Source organism: Aestuariivirga sp., from assembly GCF_047600585.1.
Lineage (GTDB): Bacteria > Pseudomonadota > Alphaproteobacteria > Rhizobiales > Aestuariivirgaceae > Aestuariivirga.
Genome location: NZ_JASGKP010000001.1, coordinates 420,892 through 444,326 on the forward strand (window position 1 = coordinate 420,892; position 23,435 = coordinate 444,326).

Consider the following 23,435-nt stretch of genomic DNA (forward strand, 5'->3'; position numbering starts at 1 on the left):
CCATTAACGATAATCAGCACCGTGCCAGAGGTCAATTTCGGGAGCAGGCTCAGGCGGATGGCAAGCATTTTGCAGAGGAGAACCGCGAAACGGTACTGAGAAACGGCGGTCCCCATGACGAAACTCCTCCCCAACACCGGCTCCTCTGCCTGGTTCCTGGCAACCATTGCCATCAAGCTGGCGGTCATCGCCCAGCTCCTCTGGATCAGCAACGACGGGTTCGTGGGCCGGGTCGCCATGATGCTGGAACGCGCGCAATATCCGACACTTGTGATCTTCTTTGCGATCTGGGGCATGGCCGTCGCGGCGCTGCTCGCGGCGACTTTCCACCCCTCCTGGGCGGTGCGTGGCTTCTGGGGCGCCGTCCTCGGCCTCGGCACGGCCTTCGGACTTGGTTACTTCCTCGCCAGCGGCTCGCAGCTTCAGATCCTCGACATTGTCTCACTTTGGAACGCCCGCCATGAAGCGGGCCGCGCCACTGCGCAATATGGCACGGCCATCACCGCGGGCGCGCTGGCGTTTGCCTTCTTCGTGGCCGCCAATCTACTGCCCGGCCTCAAGGGTCTTTCCCGCTGGAAGCCGGCCACCCTCGCCATGGCGCTGCTGCCGGTGCTGCCCTTCGCGCTCGTGGCCGGTGTGGTCGAAATGAAGGGCCCCGCCTCGAGCCGCGCCCTTCCCAACCAGTTCACCCCGGTGGCGCTCAGCGCCCTTGCCGGCGTGAAGATCGCCAATGGTGCGGTGCCCGAACGCGAAACCGTGGCATGGACGGCAAGTCACCCCCTCAGCAAGAACATCGTCATGCTGGTCGATGAAAGCATCCGCGGCGACTACATCGACTTCACGCCGGGCAACCCCTTCACCCCGCACATGCCGGCGCTGAAGAGCAACTTCATCGACTTCGGCCCGGCGGCCTCGGGTGGCAACTGCAGCAACTACTCCAACGTGCTGCTCCGCTATCTCGCCCGCCGCCAGGATGTCTCGGGCAGCGTCAGCCGCAATCCCTCCGTCTTCGCCTTCGCCAAGAAGGCTGGCTTCCGCACCGTCTTCATCGACGCGCAGGCCGACAACATCACCGACGGCAACCTGCTGCAGAACTTCATGACCATGGCGGAGCGCGAGGACATCGACAGCTTCCACGCCATCCGCGGCGTGGCCCACGGCCAGGAAGACCTCGAGCTTGCCCGCATCATCGCGGAAGAGATGAAGAACCCGCAGCCCACCTTCATCTATGCCAACAAGTATGGCGCCCACTTCCCCTATGACAGCGCCTATCCGGCAAGTGCGGCCCAGTATGGCCCGCTCGAATCCAAGGTGGGCGAAACGGCCCAGGCCAAGCAGGCCTCCTATCGCAATGCCGTGGCGTGGTCGGTCGACCACTTCTTCACGGAGTTCCTGAAGAACGGCCTGCCGCCCGACACGACCGTGGTCTACACCTCTGACCACGGCCAGGTGCTGGAGCCCGGCAAGCTCACCCATTGCCAGGTGGAGGATGTGGACTCGCGCACCGCCCTCGTGCCGCTCTACGCCATCACCACCGATGCAACGCTCGCGCACCAGTTCGCCCAGGGTGCGGAATTGAGCCGCGGCCGCGCCAGCCACTTCCAGATCCCGGCGACGCTGCTGCTGCTCATGGGCTATGGCGACCGCGACGTGCTCTCGGCCTATTCCTCGTCGCTCTTCCACGGCACCACCGAAGCGCCTGCCTTCACCACGGGCGATGTCTTCGGCCTGTTCTCGGATGGCGTCGTGTGGAACCCCATCGATCTCGTGAAGACCTATCTCGAACCCAATCTCGTCGGACCGCCGGCCGGAGGCCTCGCCGGCACCGACAACACGATGCAGCAGGGATAAGACCATGCCCAGCCGTGCCCAGAAAACCGCCGCCCGCGTTTCCGCCTCGCCCTACCGCCACGTGCTGCCCAACGGCATCACCGTCATGGCGCTGTGCTTTGGCCTCACCTCCATCACCTATGCCGCGGCCGACCGCTTCGTCGCCGCCGTGGCCTGCATCCTGATTGCGGCCCTCCTCGACGGCTGCGACGGCCGCGTGGCGCGCGCCACCAATTCGGCCTCCGCCTTCGGGTCGGAACTCGATTCGCTCGCTGACGTGGTGAGCTTCGGTGCCGCGCCCGCCTTCCTGCTCTACACGTGGGGCCTGGGCGATGTGCCGGTCGTCGGCTGGTTCGCCTGCCTTTGCTTCCTCAGCGCCAGTGCGCTTCGCCTTGCGCGCTTCAACGTCGCCTCCACCGATCCGGACCGGCCGAGCTGGCACGCCAACTATTTCACCGGCGTGCCCACCCCGGCGGGTGCCTGCCTGTCGCTCTCGCCGATCTTCCTCGGTTATTCGGAACTGGTGACCACGGAGAGCGCCGTGACGCTCGCAGCGGTGATCGTCCCGGCTGTGGCGCTGCTCATGGTCTCGAACGTGCCCACCTTCTCGGCCAAGTCGGTGAGCCGCAAGGCGCTCCACGTCTTCTTCCTGCCCACCATTCTCCTCGCCGCGCTCTTCTCCTTTGGTGTCTTCGGCTGGCCGTGGATCACGCTCTCTCTGATGTCGGGGCTCTACATCCTCACCCTGCCGCTCAGCATCATCAGCTATCGCCGCCGCCGCCGCGCCGTCTGAGCGCCGCCAAGAGCGCTTCAGCGGAGGGAGCGGTACGGCTGGCGGAGCAGGGGCTCGAAGGCGAGCTCGGGCGGAGGCGGCACGTGACGGGCCGTAGGTGCCGGCCTTTCAATCTCCCGCCAAACAGATGACGGTACCGGCTGGGGTGGTTCCGTGCGTTGTTGATTCGCGGGCTGTACCGTCCGCCAGCCCGGTAGCGGGAACGGCACCACATTCGACGCGCTCTCGCGCTGCTCAAAGGGTTGTGGCGAAGGTGCCTTGCGCTTGCCGCTCTTGCGCGACACAGTCAGGCGGCGAAGTGCCCGCTTCACTTGCGCAAGGCGACCCGGCGTGGTGCGGCTTCGCTTCGCCGAACTTTGGTTCCTGCTGGGGTTGCGGCTGGTCATCACGAAGCCCACCAGGATCGCAAGCACGGGAATGCCGATGTAGTCGATGCCGATCTGTGGCAGGTAATCGATGATGCCGAGTCCGGAGCGCGGCACCACCACAAGGAAGTCGAGGGAGAGGTTGATCTCCAGCCAGACCGTACCCACCAGGATGCCCTCGCGCAGAAAGCTGCGCTTGACGTGGCGGAAATGCAGCGCGAGGAGACAAGCGGCCGAGAGCGTATTGGTCATGAACATCACGGCACGGAACTGTGTATAGTCCCCGTGCACGAACCCGTCACTGCCGGCAAAGATCATGGACGCGCTGAAATTCAACATCCAGATGAGGACACCGTACGCAACGACGCGGATCACATGGCTCATGTTGCCCCCGGCATGGAGTGATTCCGTGAGTCTCTCGTTTGGAGCATTCACTTGCAAATAAGCGCGGCAGACATGAGCAGCCGGGCAACCCGCTTCGAGCGGGATGGCTTCCTGCGCTTTCCGTTTTCGTCCGCGCTGAAGCGCTGGGCGGAAGCGGCGGCGGTGGCGGGTGCTGCGGCGATGGAGGATCCCCGCCATGCCCACTGGTGGCGGCACGGGCGGACATGGTTCGTCGGTGTCGATGCATTACCCAATCTGCCCGATGGCGCTGTACCCGGCGGTCCGCCGCTCGCAGGCGAAGCGATCGATTTCTTGCGCGATGCCTTGGGCTTTCGCGGGCCGTGGCATCAGGCGCAGGTGTCCGCGTGTTTCCCCGGCTACCCGCAGCGGGATGAGAGCGAGAGCGAGGCGCAGCACCGCTTCCGCCGCCAGCGCGATGCGGCCCATGTGGACGGCCTCCACGGCGAAGGGCCGGAGCGGCGGCGTTATCTCCGCGAGTACCACGACTTCATCCTCGGTCTGCCGCTCACCGAGGCGAGCGCCGGTGCCGCACCGCTGGTGGTTTGGAAGGGCTCGCACGTGATCATGCAGACGGTCTTCACCGCGGCGCTGCAATCGCTCGCACCGGAGCGCTGGGGTGAGATCGATTTCACCGATCTCTATCAGCAGACGCGGAAACAAGTGTTCGACACTTGCGAGCGGATCGTGCTTCCGGCCGCACCGGGAGAAGCCACGCTCGTGCATCGCTTCGCGCTCCATGGCGTGGCACCGTGGGGCGAGGGCGCGCACGCCTCAGGGCAGGGCCGGATGATCGCCTATTTCCGACCGGAGACCACCGACAAGCTCAAGTGGCTCACGTCGCCGCTGTGACGGCCCAGCGGCGCGCATCATCACGCGCCCCGATCAGCGCGAGACCCTTGGCAATCGAGATCAGTTCTTCGCCCGTCTCCGCCCGCTGTGCCCCGAAGCGCCGCTCGAACAGCGCGCGCACCGCCGGCACATGCGATGTGCCGCCCGTGAGGAACACCCGGTCGATGCCGTCAGCCGCAAGATTGGCCCGCGCCAGCACCGTGCCGATCGCCTCGTCGAGCCGCGCCAGGTCTTCCGCAATCCAGCTCTCGAAATCCGTGCGCGTGATCGTCCGCGCGATCGAGACACCCTCGACCGCGAAGGAGAACGAGGCTTTCTCCGCCGTCGAGAGGGCCGCCTTGGCCCCTGCAATCGCCTGATAGAGTCCGTACACCGCGCCGCTTTCAATGAGGGCGATGAAGGCCTCCAGCTTCTTGTGATCCTTGCTCGCGTCGGCGAACTCCCGCAGCGCCTTGATGACGGGCGGGCGGTTCATCATCGAGAGTTCGTTCCAGCGCGAGAAGCTGGTGAAGTAGTGGAGCGGGATCGGCAGCTCCTTGCCCCAGCTTTCGTAGGTGGCGTTCTTGCCCAGCGCAGGCGAGACCACGTTGTCGATGATGCGGTAATCGAAGCTGTCGCCCGCAAGGCCAACACCTGCATGGGCCAGCGCCTCCGCCGTCTCGCCCGGCACGAAGCGCATGATCGAGAAGTCGGAGGTCCCGCCGCCGAAATCGCCGACGAGCACGGTGGCGGGTGCGGAAAGCCGCTGCGCAAAGAAGAAGGCCGCCGCCACGGGTTCAAGCACGAAATGCACCTCCTCGAAGCCGAGGGCCGCAAAGGCCGCCTGATAGCGCGCATGCGCCAGCGCCTCGTCGGGCACGGCGCCGGCAAAAGTCACGGGACGGCCGATCACCAGCCGCTTCGGATAGGTGACGCCCGCATGCTCGCCCAGCCGCTTCAGGAACACCTCCAGCAACTGCGCGAAGTTGAAGCGGCGCGCGAAGACGGCCGTGTCGGTGAAGGCATGGCTTGCCGCGAAGGACTTGAACGACTGGAGGAAGCGGGTGTCCTCCGGCGCTTCGAGGAACATGTCGATGGCCCAGGGGCCCGCCTCGCTCACCGGGTCGTGGCGGCCGGAGCGGCGGAAGGCCAGTGCCGTCCGCACCATGTCGCGCGCGCTGTTGTCGAAGCGGAAGGGCAGCACGCCTGCTGTCATCCTGTCGTGTGCCACGGCGAGCACGGTGTTGGTGGTGCCGAAGTCGATGCCGATGGTGGAGGGGGAGGCCGTCATGAGGCGTGCGGAGTTAGGCGATTGCGCGCCGCGCCGCAATGATCCTTCATCGCCCGTTCTCTCCTTCACCCTCCCCCTTGCGGGGAGGGCCGGGGTGGGGGTCGGATGATCTCACCCGCATTGCACGTCATCATGACAACCGTCAGCGCAACCCCCACCCTTGATCCCTCCCCGCAAGGGGGAGGGAAATGATCATGGCGTCATCATTCGCACACACGCCCTTCATGCGCGGATTTGAGAGGAAGTCGCTTTTTGACCTCATGTCGCTCCCGATTTGTGCTGAGGCGAAAACGCATCTGCGCTAAGGGGCGGGCTCGTCTAACAAGACTGCGGAATTTTCGATCCCGCACTGGACCCCCGGGGCTGGATTGTGTATTTTCTTATGAAGAAACTAAATTAACCCAGAGGAAAGCCCAGGATGACCGTTCGTTCCGATATCGAAATCGCCCGCGACGCCAAGATGAAACCCATCATGGAGATTGGCCAGAAGCTCGGCATCCCGCACCAGGACCTCGTGCCCTACGGCCACACCAAGGCCAAGGTGGCGCTCTCCTACATCGACAGCCTGACCTCCAAGAAGGACGGCAAGCTCATCCTCGTCACCGCCATCAACCCCACCCCCGCGGGCGAAGGCAAGACCACCACCACGGTGGGCCTGGGTGACGGCCTCAACGCCATCGGCAAGAAGGCCATGGTGGCGCTGCGCGAACCCTCGCTTGGCCCGTGCTTCGGCATGAAGGGTGGTGCTGCGGGCGGCGGCTATGCCCAGATCGTGCCGATGGAGGACATCAACCTCCACTTCACCGGTGACTTCCACGCCATCACGTCTGCCCACAACCTGCTCTCGGCGATGATCGACAACCACATCTACTGGGGCAACGAACTCGGCATCGACACCCGCCGCGTCGCCTGGCGCCGGGTCATGGACATGAACGACCGCGCGCTCCGCGAAGTGGTCTGCTCGCTGGGTGGCGTCGCCAACGGCTATCCCCGCGAGGCCGGCTTCGACATCACCGTCGCCTCCGAGATCATGGCCATCCTCTGCCTCTCCACCTCGATTGCCGACCTCGAGCGCCGCATCGGCCAGATCGTTGTCGCCTACAAGAAGGACAAGAGCCCCGTCTATGCCCGCGACCTGAAGGCCGCCGGCGCCATGGTGGTGCTGCTCAAGGATGCCCTTCAGCCCAACCTGGTGCAGACGCTGGAGAACAACCCCGCCTTCGTGCACGGCGGCCCCTTCGCCAACATCGCCCACGGCTGCAACTCGGTGATGGCCACCAAGGCCGCGCTCAAGCTCGCCGACTTCGTGGTGACGGAAGCGGGCTTCGGCGCTGACCTCGGCGCCGAGAAGTTCTTCGACATCAAGTGCCGCAAGGCCGGCCTCGTGCCTTCCGCCACGGTGATCGTGGCCACGATCCGCGCCCTCAAGATGCATGGTGGCGTGGCCAAGGAAGACCTCAAGAAGGAAAACGTCGAGGCCCTCAAGAAGGGCTGCGCCAACCTCGGCCGCCACATCGAGAACGTGAAGAAGTTCGGCGTGCCGATTGCGGTGGCCGTCAACCACTTCATCACCGACACCGATGCCGAGGTGCAGGTGATCAAGGACTTCTGCAAGACCCACGGCGTGGAAGCCTTCAAGTGCACCCACTGGGCCGAAGGCTCGAAGGGCACGAAGGAACTCGCCACCCACGTGGCCGCACTCGCCGAAAAGGGTGTGGCGCAGTTCAAGCCGATCTACGACGACAGCCTCACGCTGTGGGACAAGGTCAAAACCATCGCCCGCGAGATCTACCGCGCCGACGACATCGTCGCCGACAAGGCGATCCGCGACCAGCTCAAGGGCTGGGAAGCGCAGGGCTACGGCAAGTTCCCCATCTGCATGGCCAAGACGCAGTATTCCTTCACCACCGATCCCAACCTCAAGGGCGCGCCCATCAACCACGTGGTGCCCATCCGCGAGGTGCGCCTCTCGGCGGGTGCGGAATTCATCGTCGTCATCTGCGGTGAGATCATGACCATGCCGGGCCTGCCCAAGGTGCCGTCGGCGGAAGTGATCGGCCTCGATGCCAAGGGCCAGATTGAAGGCCTGTTCTGATCGGGTGTCCCTCGCCCTTCGAGGCTGCTGCGCAGCGCCTCAGGGTGAGGGACATTTTTGTTTCTCCTCATGCTGAGGTGCATTGCGCAGCAATGCCTCGAAGCATGCGCAACCAGCGAGTCCGACCATGGCCAAACTCATCGATGGAAAAGCCTATGCCGAGGGCCTGCGCGCCCGGATCGCGGCGGCGGTCGCCTCCCTGAAGACGGATCACGGCCTCACCCCCGGCCTTGCGGTCGTCCTGGTGGGTGAGGACCCGGCCTCCAAGGTCTACGTCGCCAACAAGGCGAAGCAGACGGTCGAGGTCGGCATGAACTCGTGGGAGCACAAGCTCCCTGCCGAAACCTCCGAGGCTCATCTCCTCGCGCTGGTGGAGAAGCTGAACAAGGATCCCGCCGTGCACGGCATTCTCGTGCAGATGCCGGTGCCCAAGCACATCGACAGCGCCAAGGTGCTGAATGCCATCGCGCCCGAGAAGGACGTGGACGGCTTCCACGTGGTGAACGTGGGCCGCCTTTCGACCGGGCAGGATGCGCTGGTGGCCTGCACGCCCACGGGCTGCGTGATGCTGGCGAAGCATGCATTGGGCAAGCTCGACGGGCTGAACGCGGTGGTGATCGGCCGCTCCAACATTGTGGGCAAGCCGGTGGCGCAGCTGCTGCTGGCCGAGAACTGCACCGTTACGGTGGCGCATTCGAAGTCGAGGGACCTGCCGGGCATCGTCCGCCAGGCCGATCTCGTCATCGCCGCCGTGGGCCGGCCCGAGATGGTGAAGGGCGACTGGATCAAGCCCGGCGCCTGCGTGATCGACGTCGGCATCAACCGCATCGAGCGCGACGGCAAGGGCAAGCTGGTGGGCGATTGCGACTTTGCGAGCTGCGAAAAGGTGGCGGGCTCCATCACCCCGGTGCCCGGCGGCGTGGGCCCCATGACCATCGCCTGCCTGCTCTACAACACGGTGCGCGCGGCGTGCGCGATCAAGGGCGTCAAAACGCCGGAGATGTGAGTTCACTCCTCATGCTGAGGTGCTTTGCGCAGCAAAGCCTCGAAGCATGCGGGAGTGACACACACCCCACACCCGTCATGCCCGCGCAGGCGGGCACCCAGCTTTGGTACCACCCTCATCCGCCCTTCGGGCACCTTCTCCCGCCAGCGGGAGAAGGCGAGAGAACATTGGCCCTCGCCCGCTTGCGGGAGAGGGTGGCGCGCATGCGCCGGGTGAGGGTGTTATCAATCCCTCAAGCCGCCTTCTTGCCCACCCGCACCTTCACCTCAAGCCCGGCGCGGGTGGCATGGTTCACCAATGCATCCAGACTGAATTTGCCGATGCGGCCCTTCAGCAGATCATTCAGCCGCGGCTGCGTGAGGCCAAGGCGTCGCGCCGCAGTCGCCTGCGTTGTGTTCCAGCGCAGCACGGTCTTGTGAATGGCAATCATCAGGTCGGCCCGCGCCCGCATGTTCGCGGCATCGCTCTTGGACGGCTCAATCGCATCCCAGACGGTGTCGAAGTAGCTGACCTTCATGTTCCTGGTCTCCCGGCCAGTTGCCTGTAACGGACTCTGGCTAATTCGATATGCAACGCCGCTGTCTGGTGGGACTTCTTATGAAAGGCATGCAGCACGTAGATCGCATCTTCAAAGGTCGCAACGTAGACAACGCGGAATGCCCCGGCTTGGTCCCTGATGCGGATTTCCCGGACGCCCAGGCCGATACTCGGCATCGGCTTCCAGTCGTCGGGTTCCAGTCCCGCCTGAACCAGACTGAGCTGGTACCCCGCCTTTCGGCGCGGGCTTTCAGGAAAACTGGACAGGTCTGAATGCGACCGCCCAAGGAATGCCAGACGTTTCATTCCGAGGACGTTATATCAGAAATGATATAATCTGCAAAGCAGCTTGTTCCTCGAGCAGGGGGCGCGTGTGATGGCACCGCAGCTCCACAATCTGTATCAGCCGCGCTCCACAATCTGCACTGTCGGCTTTCGGGTGGGCGCACCATATGGGCGGCTCTAAAGGGGGTTCAGTGCGAACCGGAGACACCGACATGCGCAACTACATCGAAACACAGGCCATCTCGGCCGGCCTTCATCCCGCCCACGCCCTGCTGCCGCGCCTGTGGCGGAACTGGCGCGCCCGCCGCGGCATCCGCCTGCTCGAACGCATGGATGATCACATGCTGCGTGACATGGGCCTCACCCGCGATGACCTGCGCTGGGCCCGCAGGCTGCCGCTCAGCGCGAATGCCGAAGCGTCGCTCGAAGACCTGCGCCTGCACAATCTGCGGGGCCGGTGAGTCAGATCAGTCCGGCGCGCTTGTCGTCCGCCACGCGGGCGGCATCGCGCCGCGCGGGATCGCCGAAGCCGCCGCCGCCCGGCAGTTCAACCACCAGCGCATCACCCTTCGGCACGATGTGCAGGCCCTTGTCGGGCAGCGCCTTGCCGGAGGCGAGGCGGGCGGCCCCCAGCCGTCCGGGCTCGCCGCCCTCGCGGCCTGCCGCCGGATTGTGGATGCGGTCGAAGGTTGCGGCGGAAATGGTGAAGGGTGCGGCTTCGCGATTGGCAATCACGATGCGTTGGCCAAGGCCGCCGCGGAATTCGCCAGCCCCGCCCGAGCCCGGCAGATACTGCTTCTCGCGGAACCACAGCGGGCACTGGCCCTCGGTGATCTCCACCGGAATGGCGCCCACGCCAGACGGGAAGGCCATGGTCGAAAGCCCGTCCTTGCCGGGGCGCGCGCCCATGCCGCCAAGCCCGATCGAGATCACGCTGAAGGGTGTGGCATCCCGCGTCTCCTCGACAGAAACCCGTCCGTGGGCGGAATAAAGCGAGAGGATCCAGATCGGCCCCGCGCTCTCCGCCTGCACCCGGCCGGGCAGGGCCTGCGCCAGGCAGCCGAACACGCAGTCGGCCAGCATCTGCCCCACCACGTGCCGCGCGGTGACGGGCGAGGGGCGGATGGGATCGATCACCGTGCCGGGCTCGGTGATCATGTCGAAGACCGAGAGCGAGCCGATGTTGTTGGGCACGTGCGGCGCAATCACTGCCTTCAGCCCGAACACAGAATAGGCGAGCGTATAGGTGCGGGGGGAATTGATGCCGTGCAGCGAGGCAGGCGACGAGCCGGTGAAGTCGATCACCACCTTGCCGCCGCGGATCGTCAGCTTGCACTTGAGCAGCAGCGGACGCTCATAGCCGTCGAGCGGCATCTCGTAGCGCCATTCGCCCTCGGGCAGCGCCTTGATCGCCTCGCGCGCCCCGCGCTCCGACTGGGTGAGAATGTGCTTCGCCAGCTTGTCGAGCGAGGTGAGGCCGAACTCCTCCATCATGCCGATGAGGCGGCGGGCACCCGTGTCATTGGCCGAGATGAGCGAGAGGATGTCGCCCTTTACCTCGATGGGGCTCCGCGAATTGGCGAGGATCACATCGAGCAGTTCGTCGTTGATCCTGCCCTGCTTGCGGATCGGCAGGTGCGGCACCAGCGTGCCCTCCTCGAAGGAGGAGTTGCCGTTGGCGGTCATGCCCACGCCGCCCACGTCGATCACGTGGCAGGTGGAGGCGAAGAAGGCGACAAGCTTGCCCTTGAGGAAGACGGGTGTGACCATCACGTAGTCGAACAGGTGCCCGGTGCCGAGCCACGGATCATTGGTGATGTAGACGTCGCCGGGCTTCATCGTCTTCGGCGGATACTTGGCGAAGAAATGCGCCACCGCCGTCGCCATGGTGTTCACGTGACCGGGCGTGCCGGTCATGGCTTGGGCGATCATCCGGCCTTCCACGTCATAGACGCCGGCGGAGAGGTCGCCCGCCTCGCGGGTGATGGTGCCGAAGGCGGTGCGGAGAAGGCTCTGGGCCTGCTCTTCGACCACGGCGATGAGGCGGTTCCACATCACCTGGGTGCGGATGGCGTCGAGGGCGGCCTTGCTCATGCGTTGCGCTCCAGGTGGATGTATCCGGCGGTGTCGATGCGGGCGGTGAAGCCGCTCGCCACCAGCGTTGAGGTTTCATGCTCGGCGATGATCGCCGGGCCCTTGAGGGTGGCACCCGCAGCAAGATCGAAGCGCCAGTACACGGGCGTGGGCAGCAGCTTGCCCGCCTTCGAGTCGAAGACCTTGCGCACGTGCTTCGCCTTGCTCGCGGCCTTGCGCGGTGCCTTGCGGGCAGGGGCAGGCGGTTTCACGCTGGACGAGACGGTGACCGACCAGGTGGTGATCTCCGCCTGCTGGCCCGGAATGGTGAGGCCATAGACGGTGCCGTAGGCCGCCTCGAACGCCGCCTTCAGCCTGGTGCCGTCGGCATCGGCCAGCGTGCGCACGGGGATGCTGATCTGGATTTCGTGGCCCTGGCCCACATAGCGGCCGTCGGCGACGATCCGCACCGTGGGCTTGGCCCCGCCGATTGCCGGCTTCACCACTGCGGTGGCGTCGTCGATCATGCTCTTGAGAAGGGCGTTCACCCGCTTCGCATCGAAGGCATCGAGGCTGATGATGGCGCTGCGGGTGATCTCATAGGCGATGGGCGCCTGCAGGAAGCCGATGGCGGATCCCACGCCCGCACCCATCGGCACGATGATGTGATTGATCCCCACCTTCTCGGCAAGGCGGCAGGCGTGCAGCGGTGCCGCACCACCGAAGGCGATCATGGTGGCAGAGGCAATGTCCTTGCCGCGTTCGATGGCGTGCACGCGGGCGGCGTTCGCCATGTTCTCCTCGACGATCTCGGCCACGCCGGCGGCGGGCCAGTAGTCGGCGAGCGACAGCGGCTTGCCGATGTCGTTCGCAAGGGCAGCGGCACTTGCCTTCTCATCGAGCGCGATCTTGCCGCCTGCAAAGAACTGCGGATCGATCCTCCCGAGTGCGATGTTGGCATCGGTCACGGTGGGCTTGGTGCCGCCCCGGCCATAGGCGGCAGGGCCCGGCGTCGAACCCGCACTGTCCGGCCCCACGGTGAGGCGGCCCAGCTTGTCGACGCGGGCGATGGAGCCGCCGCCCGCACCGATCTCCACCATCTCGATCACCGGAATGCGGACGGGAATGCCGGAGCCCTTCATGTCGCGATAGGCGCGGGCGATCTCGAAGCGGTGGGCGCGTTCGGGTTCGCCGCTGCTGAGAAGGCAGATCTTCGCCGTGGTGCCGCCCATGTCGAAGGAGACGACCTCCGGCAGCTTGCACTGGTGGGCGATGCGGCTTGCCAGAATGGCGCCACCCGCAGGCCCCGACTCCACAAGGCGGATCGGGAAGCGCGCCGCGGTCTCGAGCGTGGTGAGTCCGCCGCCCGACATCATCAGGTAGAGCGGCGCCGAAAGCCCCGCCCTGGCGAGGCCGTCCTGCAGGCGGTGCAGATAGCCCGCCATCAGCGGCCGCACATAGGCATTGGCCACGGTGGTGGAGAAGCGTTCGTATTCGCGGATCTCGGGCGCCACTTCGCTCGAGATGCAGATGGTCACGTCCTTGGGCAGCAGCGGGCGAAGGAGATCGCGCAGGCGCTGCTCGTGCGCCGGGTGGGCATAGGCGTGGAGGAAGCCGATGGCGACGGCACCCACGCCTTCCGCACGGATTGTGTCGGCGATGCCCTGCACGGCAGTCTCGTCCAGCGGGATCAGTTCCTCGCCCGTCACCGCAAGGCGCTCGCGCACGGTGAGGCGCAGGTGGCGCGGCACCAGCGGCTCCGCCCGGTCGATCATCAGGTCGTAGTGGTCGAAGCGCTTCTCGTAACCCTGTTCGATGACGTCGCGGAAGCCTTCGGTGGTGATGAAGGCGGTGGCTGCGCCCTTGCGCTCGATCAGGGCATTGGTGGCCAGCGTGGTGCCGTGGATGAACACATCTACGTCCTTGGCCGCGAAACCTGCCTCCGCGAGAAGGCCGAGTGCGCCCTCCAGAACCGCCACTTCGGGGGCCGCGGTGGTGGTCAGAAGCTTGCCGCTCCAGCGCTTGGGACCCTGTTCCAGGACAATGTCGGTGAAGGTGCCGCCGATGTCGGCGGCCAGCTTGAGGGGATGAGCCATGATCCTGATGGCATTGCCGCAACGGCTGACGTTTGACAAGCACCACGACCTCAGCTTGAACAGGCCAAAGAGAGCAATTTCATGAGCAAGATCACCATTCAGGATGTGGCACGGCGGGCAGGGGTGAGCGTTGCCACCATCGACCGGGTGCTGAACCGCAGGCCGGGGGTGAAGGCGCTCACGGTGGAGAAGGTCGAAACCGCCATCCGGGAACTGAACTACCAGCCGGACCGCATTGCCGCGCGGCTGGCCCGCGGCAAGGATTACCGCCTGTGGTTCATCCTGCCCACCACGGCGGGCGAGTTCATGCAGTCGATTGCCACTGAAGTCGAGGATGCCGCCCGCCGCATGGCGGCCGAGCGCGTCACCATCATGGTTCGCAAGGTGGACGTGTTCGATGGGCCGCTGCTGGCCCAGGTGCTGGATGAAATGGGCGACGACGTGGATGGTGTCGCCGTCGTGGCGCTGGACCATCCAGCAGTGCGCGAGGCGATCAATGCGCTGGTCGCCCGCGGCAAGACGGTGGTGACGCTGGTCTCGGACGTGCCGGGCTCGAAGCGCACCCACTTTGCAGGGATCGACAACTCCTCGGCGGGGCGTACCGCGGCAGGACTCATGGGCCGTTTCCTGCGCGGCCAGACCGGCAAGATCGGCCTGTTCGCCGGCTCACTGTCGCTCCGCGACCATATCGAGCGCCAGTTCGGTTTCGAGCAGGTGATGGCGCATGAATTCCCGCAGCTCCAGATCCTGCCGGTGCGGGAAAGCCGCGACGACGTGGAGCGGAGCGCCGAACTCACGGCCCAGCTCCTCAAGGAACATCCAGATGTGATCGGCATCTACAACGTGGGTGGCGGCACCAAGGGCATCGTGGCCGGGCTGGAATCGTCAGGCCGGGCGGGGGACGTGGTGTTCATCGCCCACGAGGTGACGGAAGGCTCGCGCAAGGCGCTGATCCGCGGCACGATCGATGCGATCATCAACCAGGATGCCGGGCACGAGGTGCGCTCTGCCGTGCGCGTGCTGATCGCCAAGGCCGACAATGCGCCGCTGGTGGAAGCGCAGGAGCGCATCCGCATCGACATCTTCATGCGCGACAACCTGCCGTAAGGCTGGACTTGACTTTAATCCTAGTAGGATTAAATGCGCGATATTATACTTGACGTACCCACGGAATGGGAATAAACAGGCTCCATAAACGGAGTTACCCCATGTCTGTGTTCAACCAGCCCCATTTCCACAACGAAGAAGCAGCCTATGCCTTCGTGGAAAAGCGCGTGTGGCCGAACGGCCCGGTTTGCGCCCATTGCGGCGGCATTGACCGGATTGGCAAGCTGGAAGGCAAGTCAACCCGCGTGGGCGTCTATAAGTGCTATGACTGCCGCAAGCCTTTCACCGTGAAGATCGGCACCGTGTTTGAGGCTTCCCACGTCAAGCTGCACCTGTGGCTTCAGGCCATGTTCTTGATGGCGTCCAGCAAGAAGGGTATCAGCAGCAACCAGCTTCACCGTACCCTTGGCGTGACCCTGAAAACCGCGTGGTTCATGTCGCACCGTCTGCGCGAGGCCATGAAGGTTGTCGGCATGGAACCCATGGGCGGCCACGGCGTGACCGTGGAAGTTGACGAAACCTACTTTGGCGATAAGGAACTGGTCACCAAGCGCACCAAGAAGGGCAAGAGCGGCCTTAAGGGTAAGCGGGCTGTGGTTGCCCTTGTGGAGCGGAACGGCAAGGCCCGGTCCTTCTATGCCCCTCAGATCGACAAGCTGACCGTGCGCGAGGTTCTGGAAAAGAATCTCCATCGCGGTACTGCCCTCAACACCGACGAGAGCAAGCTGTATAGCCATATCGCCCACATCGTTAAGTCGCATGAATCCGTGAAGCACGCCGCTGGCGAATACGTCCGGGGCGAAGTCCACACCAACACCGTGGAAGGCTATTTCTCCATCTTCAAGCGTGGTATGAAGGGCATCTATCAACACTGTTCGGAAAAGCACTTGCAGCGTTATCTCGCTGAATTTGATTTCCGCTACAGCAACCGGATTGCGTTGGGCGTCAACGACGAGGCCCGCACTGACCATATGGTTCGTGGTATCGTCGGAAAGCGCCTGACCTATGAAACGACTAACAAAGGGGCCTAAGCCCTATGCCCTCAAAAACAAAGACCCGAGACACGTCCATAAAAGAAGACGATAGCGAGCAATCCGAGCGGTTCAGAGAAGCCGCTCGGAAGCTTGCCGTCGGTAAATCTGGGAAGAAGTTTGACGAGGCGTTCTCAAAAATAGTTTTGAAGAAGAACAGCAAATAGCGAAAAGGCCGCCCCGTTGAGGGACGGCCTAGTATGGGTGGAAACCCATGCCACGTAACTCTGTGGTTACGAAAGAGTTAAACTCTCCCTTTGGGCCTAAACACGCGGCAAGCCGTTTCCGGCCAGTCACACCCGCATATTCATGCCTTCAATGAATATAATGGAAAACCGCTTGTTTTTCCAGAAATAGATGGGCGGACAACCCAATCTCTCACAAGGGTTGTCCGCCCCACACCCTTACGTCCTTGCTACGACGAGTCGTGTGGCATGGGTGACGGGGATCGAACCCGCTCCTTGTGAGGGGGCCTTCGATTAACAGTCGAGCACCTTTACCAACCAGTCCCACCCATAACAGTTGAAAAGCTAAAGGCTCATTCAACTTGGGTCAACTGGTTACTCGACTTGCTAGAACTTGCCCCACCGGATCGCCTTTGGGTTTTCGTCAATTTTCTTGGATAGACGCCCCATGAAATCACGAACCCGCAGCAAGATTCCTTGTGCCTCTACCTGGGTATAGCTTCTGCGCGTATGCATGACGTTGTTGCGATATACATCCTTGAAAGCCTGAAATTCCCCCAAAACACCACGATAAAATTCGAGTGCCGCCTCTCTCGCCTTTCCCGGTTTTCGGCTAGCTATCTTTGTGACGTCCTTGTCAATCGCCTCTATGATTGAATGCCAATCCGCCCATTCCAAAGGACGATTTTTTGCCAACTTAACTGAACGTTCTCTGGCCAAAGAACGTAGCCCATATTCTGCAATTCTCATGAGATGGAACACACTGGCTGTTCCATGACCTAATGCAGCACAATCTACCGCCGCAATAGCTTCGCTCTTAACAGACGGGAATTTCTTGCAGATATCTCCCCAAGTATCGTCAAATGAAAGAAGCGCAACAGCTCCATCGCTTGCGTAATGGTAAAAATACACGTTCTGAATTTCACCCTCTATCGCCTCTCGCAAGGCCCGAGCTTCTGCAACAAAATCATTCGCTGTCATCCCAACTTTCAGTTTTCCTTCGAATAGCTGAACTCGGTGGTTTGACGCGGGCAATCCAAGACCATTGCAAACGGCCTCGCGAATAAATTTTAAAAATGGCTTTGTCCGATTGATATCTTCGGTTGTGATCTTCAGTGGCTGCTTAAACGCCGGGGAAGGTGGTGCTGCCACGCCCGCTAATTTGGATAACGAATTAAGCGGCTGGGCAGGGATGAAACTGTCTATGTTGATGCGACTAGTCATGTCGCGCTCTTCGATCTCCAATTGACGAAGTGCGTGGTAAAGTCCACCTACCTGAAAATTAATCATCTCCAAGAGACTCCAAAGCCTCTTAGTTTTCCAATACCGAGAGGCGCTATTCACGGTAGCACCATGGCGACCCGCCCGACAATTGGGTACGGCAAGTATAATATCGCCATTAAATGCCGCGCCATGGCTGGCGCATATTCCCTCGACAATCACCATCCCGTCACCCCCGCCTGCGCGGGCATGACGGCAGTGGTTGCGGAGCTGAGGAAAGCCTTACCCCAGCTTCTTCAGTCCCGCCTCGATCTGGGCGCGGCGGCCTTCGAGGAAGGGCGGCAGAGACAGGGTCTCGCCGAGCGTTTCCATCGGCTCGTCGGCGTGGAAGCCCGGGCCGTCGGTGGCGATCTCGAAGAGAATGCCGTTGGGCTCGCGGAAATAGAGGCTCTTGAACCAGTAGCGGTCAACCGGGCCCGAATTCGGCACGCGCATCGCCCGCAGGCGCTCGGCCCAGGCGGTGTAGTCGGCCATGGGGATGTTGAAGGCGACGTGATGCACGCCACCCGCACCCTGCTGCGCCGGCGCAAGACCCGGTTCCTCGATCACATGCAGTTCGGCCACGGGGCCCTTGCCCTTCATCCAGTAGACATGGGTGTTGCCGTGCTGGGCCGCCTTGCTCATGCCCATGACCTTGGTCAGCACCATTTCGGTCGGGGCAATGTCGGGCACGCTGAGCGTGATCGGTCCAAGCCCGTGGATTTGGTGCTCGGCGGGAACCGTGCTCTTGTCCCAGATGGCGTAGGGCGTGTCGCTCTCGTCCTGCACGAGGCTGAGGCGCTGGCCTTCGAAGTCCTCGAAATCAAGCGTGATGCGGCCGAACTTCTCGGTGGGCTCGCCCACCTTCAGGCCTTTTGCCTTCAGGCGGTCGGTCCAGTAGCTGAAGGCCTTCTCGCCCTGCACGCGGAAACCGGTGCGGGCAATCGAATGAGTGCCGCGGCGCTCGCGCGGTGCGGGCCAATCGAAGAAGGTGATGTCGGTGCCGGGCGAGCCTTTGCCGTCGGCATAGAACAGGTGATAGGCGCTGACGTCGTCCTGGTTCACCGACTTCTTCACAAGGCGAAGACCCAGCACGTCGGTGTAGAAGGCGTGGTTCTTCGGCGCGTCGGCGGTGACAGCGGTGAGGTGGTGGAAGCCGTTCAGTTGCATGGTCGTTACTCCTGTGCCGCGAGGAAGCGGCTCATCAAGCCAAGATCTGTCTGGGTGAGGCCGTGCCCGGCAGGCAAGGTCTCGTGGGTGAGGGCGGCACCTGCCGCCGTGAGCGATGCGGCAAGGCGCTGGGCCTGCGCAAACGGGATCATCATGTCCTGCTTCCCGGAGACGAGAAGGACGGGCGTCTGCGGCAGTTTGAAGGCGGGCATGTCCTTCAGCGGCGCCATGGCACGCAACAGGATGGCTCCGCCCAGGACCTCCGGATGGAGGGTGAGGAGTGCCGCGGCGATGTTGGCGCCGTTGGAAAAGCCAAGCGCAATGGGAGCGGGCAGCTTGTGGTGTGCGGTGATGCCCTTGACGAAGGCGGCCAGTTCATCGGTGCGGGCGCGCAGGTCAGGTTCGTCGAAGACGCCTTCCGCGAGCCGCTTGAAGAAGCGCGGCATGCCGTGTTCCAGCACCTTGCCGCGGGGCGAGATCACCGTGCGCCCGGGTGCCACGGTGTGGGCAAGATCCAGCAGGTCATGCTCGTTGCCGCCCGTGCCATGGAGCAGGAGCAGGGGGCGTCCGGTCGCGGCGCCGGGTTGGTAAACGTGATGAAAGTCGGTCTGGAAGCTCATGCCCCCCACATAGGAGGCAGATATTGGTAATTCAAGATATTACATTTCGGCGACAGGTTCCGGCTGTCCGTAGATGAAGCCCGTGCCGTCGAGCCGGTAGGCATCCGGACGGAAGTTCACCCGGCCATCCTCGGTCGCCCAGGCGGTGAGGTACATGAAGCGGACATCGACCTTGCTCTTCACCGGCATCACGTAGGTCTCGGCGGTGGCGGTGATCATTTCGAACTGGGCTTCGTCGAAGCCGTCCTGGCCGGCGAGGATCCAGTCGATGAACATGCGGACCTGATCGACGCGCACGCAGCCCGAGCTCTCGAAGCGGGCGTTCTGCGCGAACAGTTCCCGGTGCGGGGTATCGTGCATGTAGACCATGAACTTGTTGGCGAAGTTCACCTTCACGGTGGCGAGCGAGTTCTGCTCGCCGGGTTCCTGGCGGAAGTGATAGCGGTCGGGCGGCACGGAGTACCAGTCGACGGTCCGCGGATCGATCTCGGGTCCGCCCACGCCGTCGAAAACGCGGATGCGCATCTGGTCAAGGTAACCCGGATCTTCGAGGAACTTCGGGAGAATGTCGCGGGCCACGATGGAGGCCGGCGCATTCCAGTAGGGATTGAAGGTGACGTCGCTCACCTTGCTCGCCAGCGTCGGCGTCGGCCGTTCAAGCTTGCCGCAGACCACGTTGTGGCGGGCATAGACGATGCCGCCTTCGACGGTCTCAAGCTGCAGGGCCGGAATGTTGACGAGGATGTTGCGCTCGCCGAGGCCCTCGGCATAGGCGGTGACGCGCGGCAGGTTCTCGGTGAGCTGGAACAGGCGCTGTTCCGCCGGAATGTTGAGCGCGGCATAGGTGCGGCTGTCGACGCGGCCCGAGGTGTAGATGCCGTGATTGTACTGGAACGACTTGAGGGCGCGGGCCACGTCGTCGTCGAAGGTCGAGGGCGAGTCGCCGCCCAGGCTTTCAAGGTCGAGATAGCCCTCGCGCACAAGGCGCTCACGCAGGTTGACGACGGCCTTTGACTTCACGCCCTTCTCGAGCTTGCTGTTGGGCAGCTTGGTCCAGCCGCCCTGGGCCACGATCTCTTCATACATGGCAATGGCGCCACGCACCGCTTCGGCGGAGCCCTGCGTGACCATGGCGGATTCGTTGCGGTCCGCCACCACGCCGGTGCGGGTGGCGAGCTTGTTCTGGGTGGCATTCTTCGCGGCACCCGCGGGAAGGGAAGCGGTCTGTTCGGCCCGTGCCATCACCGGCGCAGCGATGCTTGAGGCAAGTCCTGCGAGAAGTGAGCGGCGGGTGAGGTTGAAGAGTTGCACGATGGTCCCCGAATCTTGCTGCTGTCTGCCACAGTCGCGCGAGATGGTGAATGAAGTCTTGGATGCCCCTGAACTGTGGCGGAGATCAGGCGGCAGTAACGGATGCGGATTCATCCACAAGCGGAACATCCTGGAGGTCTTCCGGCTTGCGGCGAATGATGACGACGCGCGGCGCCTTGGCGGCGGGCGGTGTGATGGAGGCGATCCCCGTCGCAGGCTCGGCGGTTGCCGCGGGCGCTGCCGGTGTTTCGGCAGTAGGTGCTGGCGACGTTTGGAGCTGAGGCTCGGCCTTGGGCTGGGGCGGCGCGGAGGCATAGGCTTCCACTTCGCCCGACTTGCGGATCAGCAGTTTTGCTCCCCGTTCCACCTCGGGGGCGGCGGGCTTCACCGCGGCAATGGCGGGCGTCGCAGGCTTCATGACAGGCATTTTGGGCGTTTCGAAAACGCTGCTGTCGGCGTTGAAGTAGGCGTTGCCGCCGTCGGCGCGGGGCAGGGGCGAAAGCTCCTGTTCGATCTGGTCGACGAGGCGGAGCGCCCGGGTGATGCCGGCATTGACCGGGGCAGGCGTGCCGTCGGCCGTGAAGGCGGTGCGGGCCATGTCCGCAAGCTTGGCGAAGAGGCGGCCCTCGTCCGACATCTTGGCGCCCTCAATGGAAGCGATTTCGCGGCGGGCGGCAGCGATGGCGGTTCGGGCTCTGGCAACCAGAAGGCTGTCGCCGCCGGACTTGCCGTGCTCGGCCATGACGGCTTCGAGCTTCTGGATCGCTGCGAAGATGTGGGAGGTTTCGGCCTTGCGGATGCGGTTCTCGAACTCGGACAGGAACCAGCGGCCACGCTCGGATTCCTGAACGGTATGCAACAGATCCTCGAAGTTCAGGGGCTGTTCCTGGACCGGCATGACGCAAACTCCACACACACTGCCCCACAGATTGCTGCAAGGCTCACATGCTGGGATATTCGTGGAAAGTGGTGAATAATGGGTTTAGAGCCCGCTCTTCACATGACTGCACGGCGATTCAGCATCCGGTTTTCAATGGCTTACGCCCTCATGATGCTGGGGAGCGGCGTGCAGTTGCCGTTCCTGCCGCTGTGGCTTGCGGCGAAAGGCATCGATGCGCCGGGCATTGCCTTCATCGTCGCCGGCATGATGGCGATCCGCATGGTTTCGGCGCCGCTCTTCGGCTGGGTGGCCGACCACTTCCACAAGCGCCGGCAGGTGATCATCGGCTGCGCCGTCATGGCCTTCATGACCTACAGCGGCCTCGGCTTTGTCGAGGGCTTCTGGCCCATTGCCCTCATGGCGCTCGCCGCCTCGTTCTTCTTCGCACCCGTCTTTCCGCTGTCGGAAAGCTACAGCGTCGATGCCAGCGCAGCACTTGGCCTCGACTATGGCCGGATGCGGCTCTGGGCCTCCCTCAGCTTCCTCACCGGAAGCCTGGGCTCCGGCGCCTTGCTGACCAAACTCGATGCCCTCGACACCGTCTGGCTGATGGCGGGAGCGATGGGGCTCTCGGTGCTTTCCACCTTCCTGCTTCCTGCCGAGCCGGAGGCGCTGGGGAGACCAAAACCCAAGGCCGCGTCCTCCATGGGGGCAGCTCGCTTCCTCTTTGCCACCAGCTTTCCGCTCTTCCTGCTTGCTGCCGGATTGGCGCAGGCCTCGCACGGCATGATGTACAGCTTCAGTTCGATGCACTGGCAGAGCCTGGGCTTCAGTTCGCTGGTGATCGGTCTGATGTGGGCCGTGGCCGTCATGGCCGAGGTGTCGCTGCTTGCGTTCTCCAACCGCGTGATCGAGCGCTTCGGTCCGGGCACGATCTTCCTCGCCGGCATCACGGGCGGTGCAGTGCGCTGGCTGCTTCTTTCCTTTGTGGAATCCCTGCCGGTGCTGCTGGTGCTGCAGACGCTGCATGCCGCATCCTTCGCCATGACACATCTCGGCACCATGCACATGATCCGGCTGATGGTGCCGGAGCGCCTTCGCAACCGGGCGCAGGCCCTGCATGCTGCGCTCTCGGGCGGCATCCTGATGTCGACATCGATCTGGGCTTCCGGTCCGCTCTATCACCACTTCGGCGCCAAGACCTATCTGGCGATGATGGGGATTCTCGCTTGTGGCGCTGCTGATTGCGGTGCCGCTGCTGCGCGTCAGCCCCAGAGTGCGGGCGGCGGCGGATACATGAGGCTGCCATCGTAACGGATGCCCGGTTCGCGGTCCTTCCGCAGGATCAGCGGGCCATCGAGATCGACCACCTTCGCCATCTGGGCCACCAGCGATGCAGGCGCCATGGAAAGCGATGTGCCCACCATGCAGCCCACCATGATGACAAGACCCTTGTCCATCGCGGCGCGTGCGAGCGCAAGGGCAGGCGTGAGGCCGCCGGTCTTGTCCAGCTTGATGTTGATGGCGTCGTACTTGCCGGCAAGATCAGGAAGCGAACTCGAGGCCATGGGCGGATTCATCGGCACAGATCAGACAATCGCGCGAGACGTGCTTCAGCGCATCGTCAGCACCCGCAGGCAATGGCTGCTCCACAAGTTCAACGCCCGTGTCGCGGCAGGCGCGGAGCAGGGCGGGAAGTTCATCGGCAGACCAGCCTTCATTGGCATCGACGATGAGGCGCGAGTCCGGCACGGCGGCGCGGATGGCATGCAGGCGTTCGGCATCGCCGGGCTTGCCGAGCTTCAACTTCAGAAGGGGCCGGGCGGCTTCTGCTGCGTCCTTCGCCATGACGGCAGGCTCGCCGAGGCTGATCGTAAAGGCGGTGACGAGGGGCTTCGGCTCCGGAAAGCTGGCGAGAGACCAGACGGGCTTTCTTTCCGCCTTGGCGCGCCAATCCCACAGGGCGCAATCGAGCGCATTCTTTGCGGCGTGGGGCAGATCGAGTGCGGCGATCTCCGCGTGCGAGAGACCTGCCTCGATCGTGTTCCGCGCGGCAGTGAGCGCCTCCAGAACCTGCGGCACGGTTTCATTGTAGCGCGGGTAGGGCACGCATTCGCCCTGTCCCGTCACGCCGTCCTTGCCGAGCTTCACCACCACGACATCCGCGTGGGTCTTGGTGCCGCGCGAGATGGTGAAGGGCTTCTCCAGCGGCCACGACTCGTGCGCGGCCGCGAGAGAAAAGGTGGTGAACCGTTGGCCCGTCATCC

20 protein-coding genes, 1 tRNA gene and 1 pseudogene are annotated in these 23,435 nt (G+C 63.7%); 9 read left to right on the forward strand and 13 right to left on the reverse strand.

The genetic code is table 11. The features are described from left to right. Nucleotides 1–114: 114 nt before the first annotated feature. Together QM801_RS01860 and pssA are read left to right on the forward strand one after the other, a co-directional pair. On the forward strand, nucleotides 115–1,851 hold the full coding sequence (locus tag QM801_RS01860; RefSeq protein WP_415017512.1) for a sulfatase-like hydrolase/transferase: 1,737 nt from the start codon (nucleotides 115–117) through the stop codon (nucleotides 1,849–1,851). A 4-nt stretch (nucleotides 1,852–1,855) separates the two neighbouring features. Then, the gene (pssA, locus tag QM801_RS01865) at nucleotides 1,856–2,623 is read left to right on the forward strand and encodes a CDP-diacylglycerol--serine O-phosphatidyltransferase (RefSeq protein WP_415017513.1); all 768 of its coding nucleotides are present in this window, start codon (nucleotides 1,856–1,858) and stop codon (nucleotides 2,621–2,623) included. 17 nt (nucleotides 2,624–2,640) lie between these two features. Here pssA and QM801_RS01870 read toward each other — a convergent pair whose 3' ends face one another. Further along, nucleotides 2,641–3,372, reverse strand: a complete 732-nt coding sequence (locus QM801_RS01870; protein ID WP_415017514.1) for a hypothetical protein — start codon at nucleotides 3,370–3,372, stop codon at nucleotides 2,641–2,643. Between the two features lie 72 nt (nucleotides 3,373–3,444). On the opposite strand from QM801_RS01870, the gene QM801_RS01875 reads away from it, so the two are divergent. Beyond that, nucleotides 3,445–4,242, forward strand: a complete 798-nt coding sequence (locus QM801_RS01875) for a hypothetical protein (RefSeq protein ID WP_415017515.1) — start codon at nucleotides 3,445–3,447, stop codon at nucleotides 4,240–4,242. Here the strand turns inward: QM801_RS01875 and QM801_RS01880 are convergent. Further along, complete coding sequence (locus QM801_RS01880) at nucleotides 4,226–5,512, reverse strand: Hsp70 family protein (RefSeq protein WP_415017516.1); 1,287 nt, start codon at nucleotides 5,510–5,512, stop codon at nucleotides 4,226–4,228. The genes QM801_RS01875 and QM801_RS01880 overlap by 17 nt on opposite strands. Before the next feature lie 418 nt (nucleotides 5,513–5,930). Between QM801_RS01880 and QM801_RS01885 the strand changes: the two genes are divergently transcribed. Beyond that, the gene (locus QM801_RS01885) at nucleotides 5,931–7,607 is read left to right on the forward strand and encodes a formate--tetrahydrofolate ligase (protein ID WP_415017517.1); all 1,677 of its coding nucleotides are present in this window, start codon (nucleotides 5,931–5,933) and stop codon (nucleotides 7,605–7,607) included. Between the two features lie 127 nt (nucleotides 7,608–7,734). Further along, entirely contained in the window at nucleotides 7,735–8,613 is an 879-nt protein-coding gene (gene folD, locus QM801_RS01890) for a bifunctional methylenetetrahydrofolate dehydrogenase/methenyltetrahydrofolate cyclohydrolase FolD (protein WP_415017518.1), read from the forward strand. A 232-nt stretch (nucleotides 8,614–8,845) separates the two neighbouring features. On the opposite strand, the gene QM801_RS01895 is transcribed toward folD, so the two are convergent. Beyond that, the gene (locus QM801_RS01895) at nucleotides 8,846–9,130 is read right to left on the reverse strand and encodes a helix-turn-helix domain-containing protein (RefSeq protein WP_415017519.1); all 285 of its coding nucleotides are present in this window, start codon (nucleotides 9,128–9,130) and stop codon (nucleotides 8,846–8,848) included. Continuing rightward, entirely contained in the window at nucleotides 9,127–9,456 is a 330-nt protein-coding gene (locus QM801_RS01900) for a type II toxin-antitoxin system RelE/ParE family toxin (protein ID WP_415017520.1), read from the reverse strand. Before QM801_RS01900 ends, QM801_RS01895 begins: the two co-directional genes overlap by 4 nt. Nucleotides 9,457–9,647: 191 nt before the next feature. Here QM801_RS01900 and QM801_RS01905 point away from each other — a divergent pair, with 191 nt between their 5' ends. After that, a complete protein-coding gene (locus QM801_RS01905; protein ID WP_415017521.1) occupies nucleotides 9,648–9,896 on the forward strand; it encodes a DUF1127 domain-containing protein in 249 nt (82 codons plus the stop codon). A gap of 1 nt (nucleotide 9,897) precedes the next feature. On the opposite strand, the gene QM801_RS01910 is transcribed toward QM801_RS01905, so the two are convergent. Continuing rightward, entirely contained in the window at nucleotides 9,898–11,529 is a 1,632-nt protein-coding gene (locus tag QM801_RS01910) for a hydantoinase B/oxoprolinase family protein (RefSeq protein WP_415017522.1), read from the reverse strand. Continuing rightward, complete coding sequence (locus QM801_RS01915) at nucleotides 11,526–13,604, reverse strand: hydantoinase/oxoprolinase family protein (RefSeq protein WP_415017523.1); 2,079 nt, start codon at nucleotides 13,602–13,604, stop codon at nucleotides 11,526–11,528. The genes QM801_RS01910 and QM801_RS01915 overlap by 4 nt, the downstream gene beginning before the upstream one ends. An 81-nt stretch (nucleotides 13,605–13,685) precedes the next feature. Here QM801_RS01915 and QM801_RS01920 point away from each other — a divergent pair, with 81 nt between their 5' ends. Beyond that, complete coding sequence (locus QM801_RS01920; RefSeq protein ID WP_415017524.1) at nucleotides 13,686–14,711, forward strand: substrate-binding domain-containing protein; 1,026 nt, start codon at nucleotides 13,686–13,688, stop codon at nucleotides 14,709–14,711. A 101-nt stretch (nucleotides 14,712–14,812) separates the two neighbouring features. Then, nucleotides 14,813–15,742, forward strand: a complete 930-nt coding sequence (locus tag QM801_RS01925; RefSeq protein ID WP_415017525.1) for an IS1595 family transposase — start codon at nucleotides 14,813–14,815, stop codon at nucleotides 15,740–15,742. Between the two features lie 430 nt (nucleotides 15,743–16,172). Here QM801_RS01925 and QM801_RS01930 read toward each other — a convergent pair. The 6 genes from QM801_RS01930 to QM801_RS01955 all read right to left on the reverse strand — a co-directional run bounded on the left by QM801_RS01930 (nucleotide 16,173) and on the right by QM801_RS01955 (nucleotide 21,186). Next, nucleotides 16,173–16,259 (reverse strand) — tRNA-Asn (locus tag QM801_RS01930). 55 nt (nucleotides 16,260–16,314) lie between these two features. Next, complete coding sequence (locus QM801_RS01935; RefSeq protein WP_415017526.1) at nucleotides 16,315–17,373, reverse strand: hypothetical protein; 1,059 nt, start codon at nucleotides 17,371–17,373, stop codon at nucleotides 16,315–16,317. A gap of 57 nt (nucleotides 17,374–17,430) precedes the next feature. Further along, nucleotides 17,431–18,357: a ring-cleaving dioxygenase gene (locus QM801_RS01940; RefSeq protein WP_415017527.1), complete on the reverse strand. Its 927-nt coding sequence runs from the start codon at nucleotides 18,355–18,357 to the stop codon at nucleotides 17,431–17,433. Between the two features lie 5 nt (nucleotides 18,358–18,362). Next, nucleotides 18,363–18,977, reverse strand: coding sequence for an alpha/beta hydrolase (locus QM801_RS01945; protein ID WP_415017528.1), 615 nt, complete (start codon nucleotides 18,975–18,977; stop codon nucleotides 18,363–18,365). Between the two features lie 39 nt (nucleotides 18,978–19,016). Continuing rightward, nucleotides 19,017–20,288: a L,D-transpeptidase family protein gene (locus QM801_RS01950; protein ID WP_415017529.1), complete on the reverse strand. Its 1,272-nt coding sequence runs from the start codon at nucleotides 20,286–20,288 to the stop codon at nucleotides 19,017–19,019. Between the two features lie 85 nt (nucleotides 20,289–20,373). Next, on the reverse strand, nucleotides 20,374–21,186 hold the full coding sequence (locus tag QM801_RS01955; RefSeq protein WP_415017530.1) for a hypothetical protein: 813 nt from the start codon (nucleotides 21,184–21,186) through the stop codon (nucleotides 20,374–20,376). Nucleotides 21,187–21,321: 135 nt separating this feature from the next. On the opposite strand from QM801_RS01955, the gene QM801_RS01960 reads away from it, so the two are divergent. Beyond that, nucleotides 21,322–22,482, forward strand: coding sequence for an MFS transporter (locus QM801_RS01960; RefSeq protein WP_415017531.1), 1,161 nt, complete (start codon nucleotides 21,322–21,324; stop codon nucleotides 22,480–22,482). On the opposite strand, the pseudogene dgcA reads toward QM801_RS01960, so the two are convergent. Next, nucleotides 22,434–23,433: pseudogene (gene dgcA / locus QM801_RS01965) on the reverse strand (N-acetyl-D-Glu racemase DgcA). The gene QM801_RS01960 and the pseudogene dgcA overlap by 49 nt on opposite strands. Nucleotides 23,434–23,435: the final 2 nt, after the last annotated feature.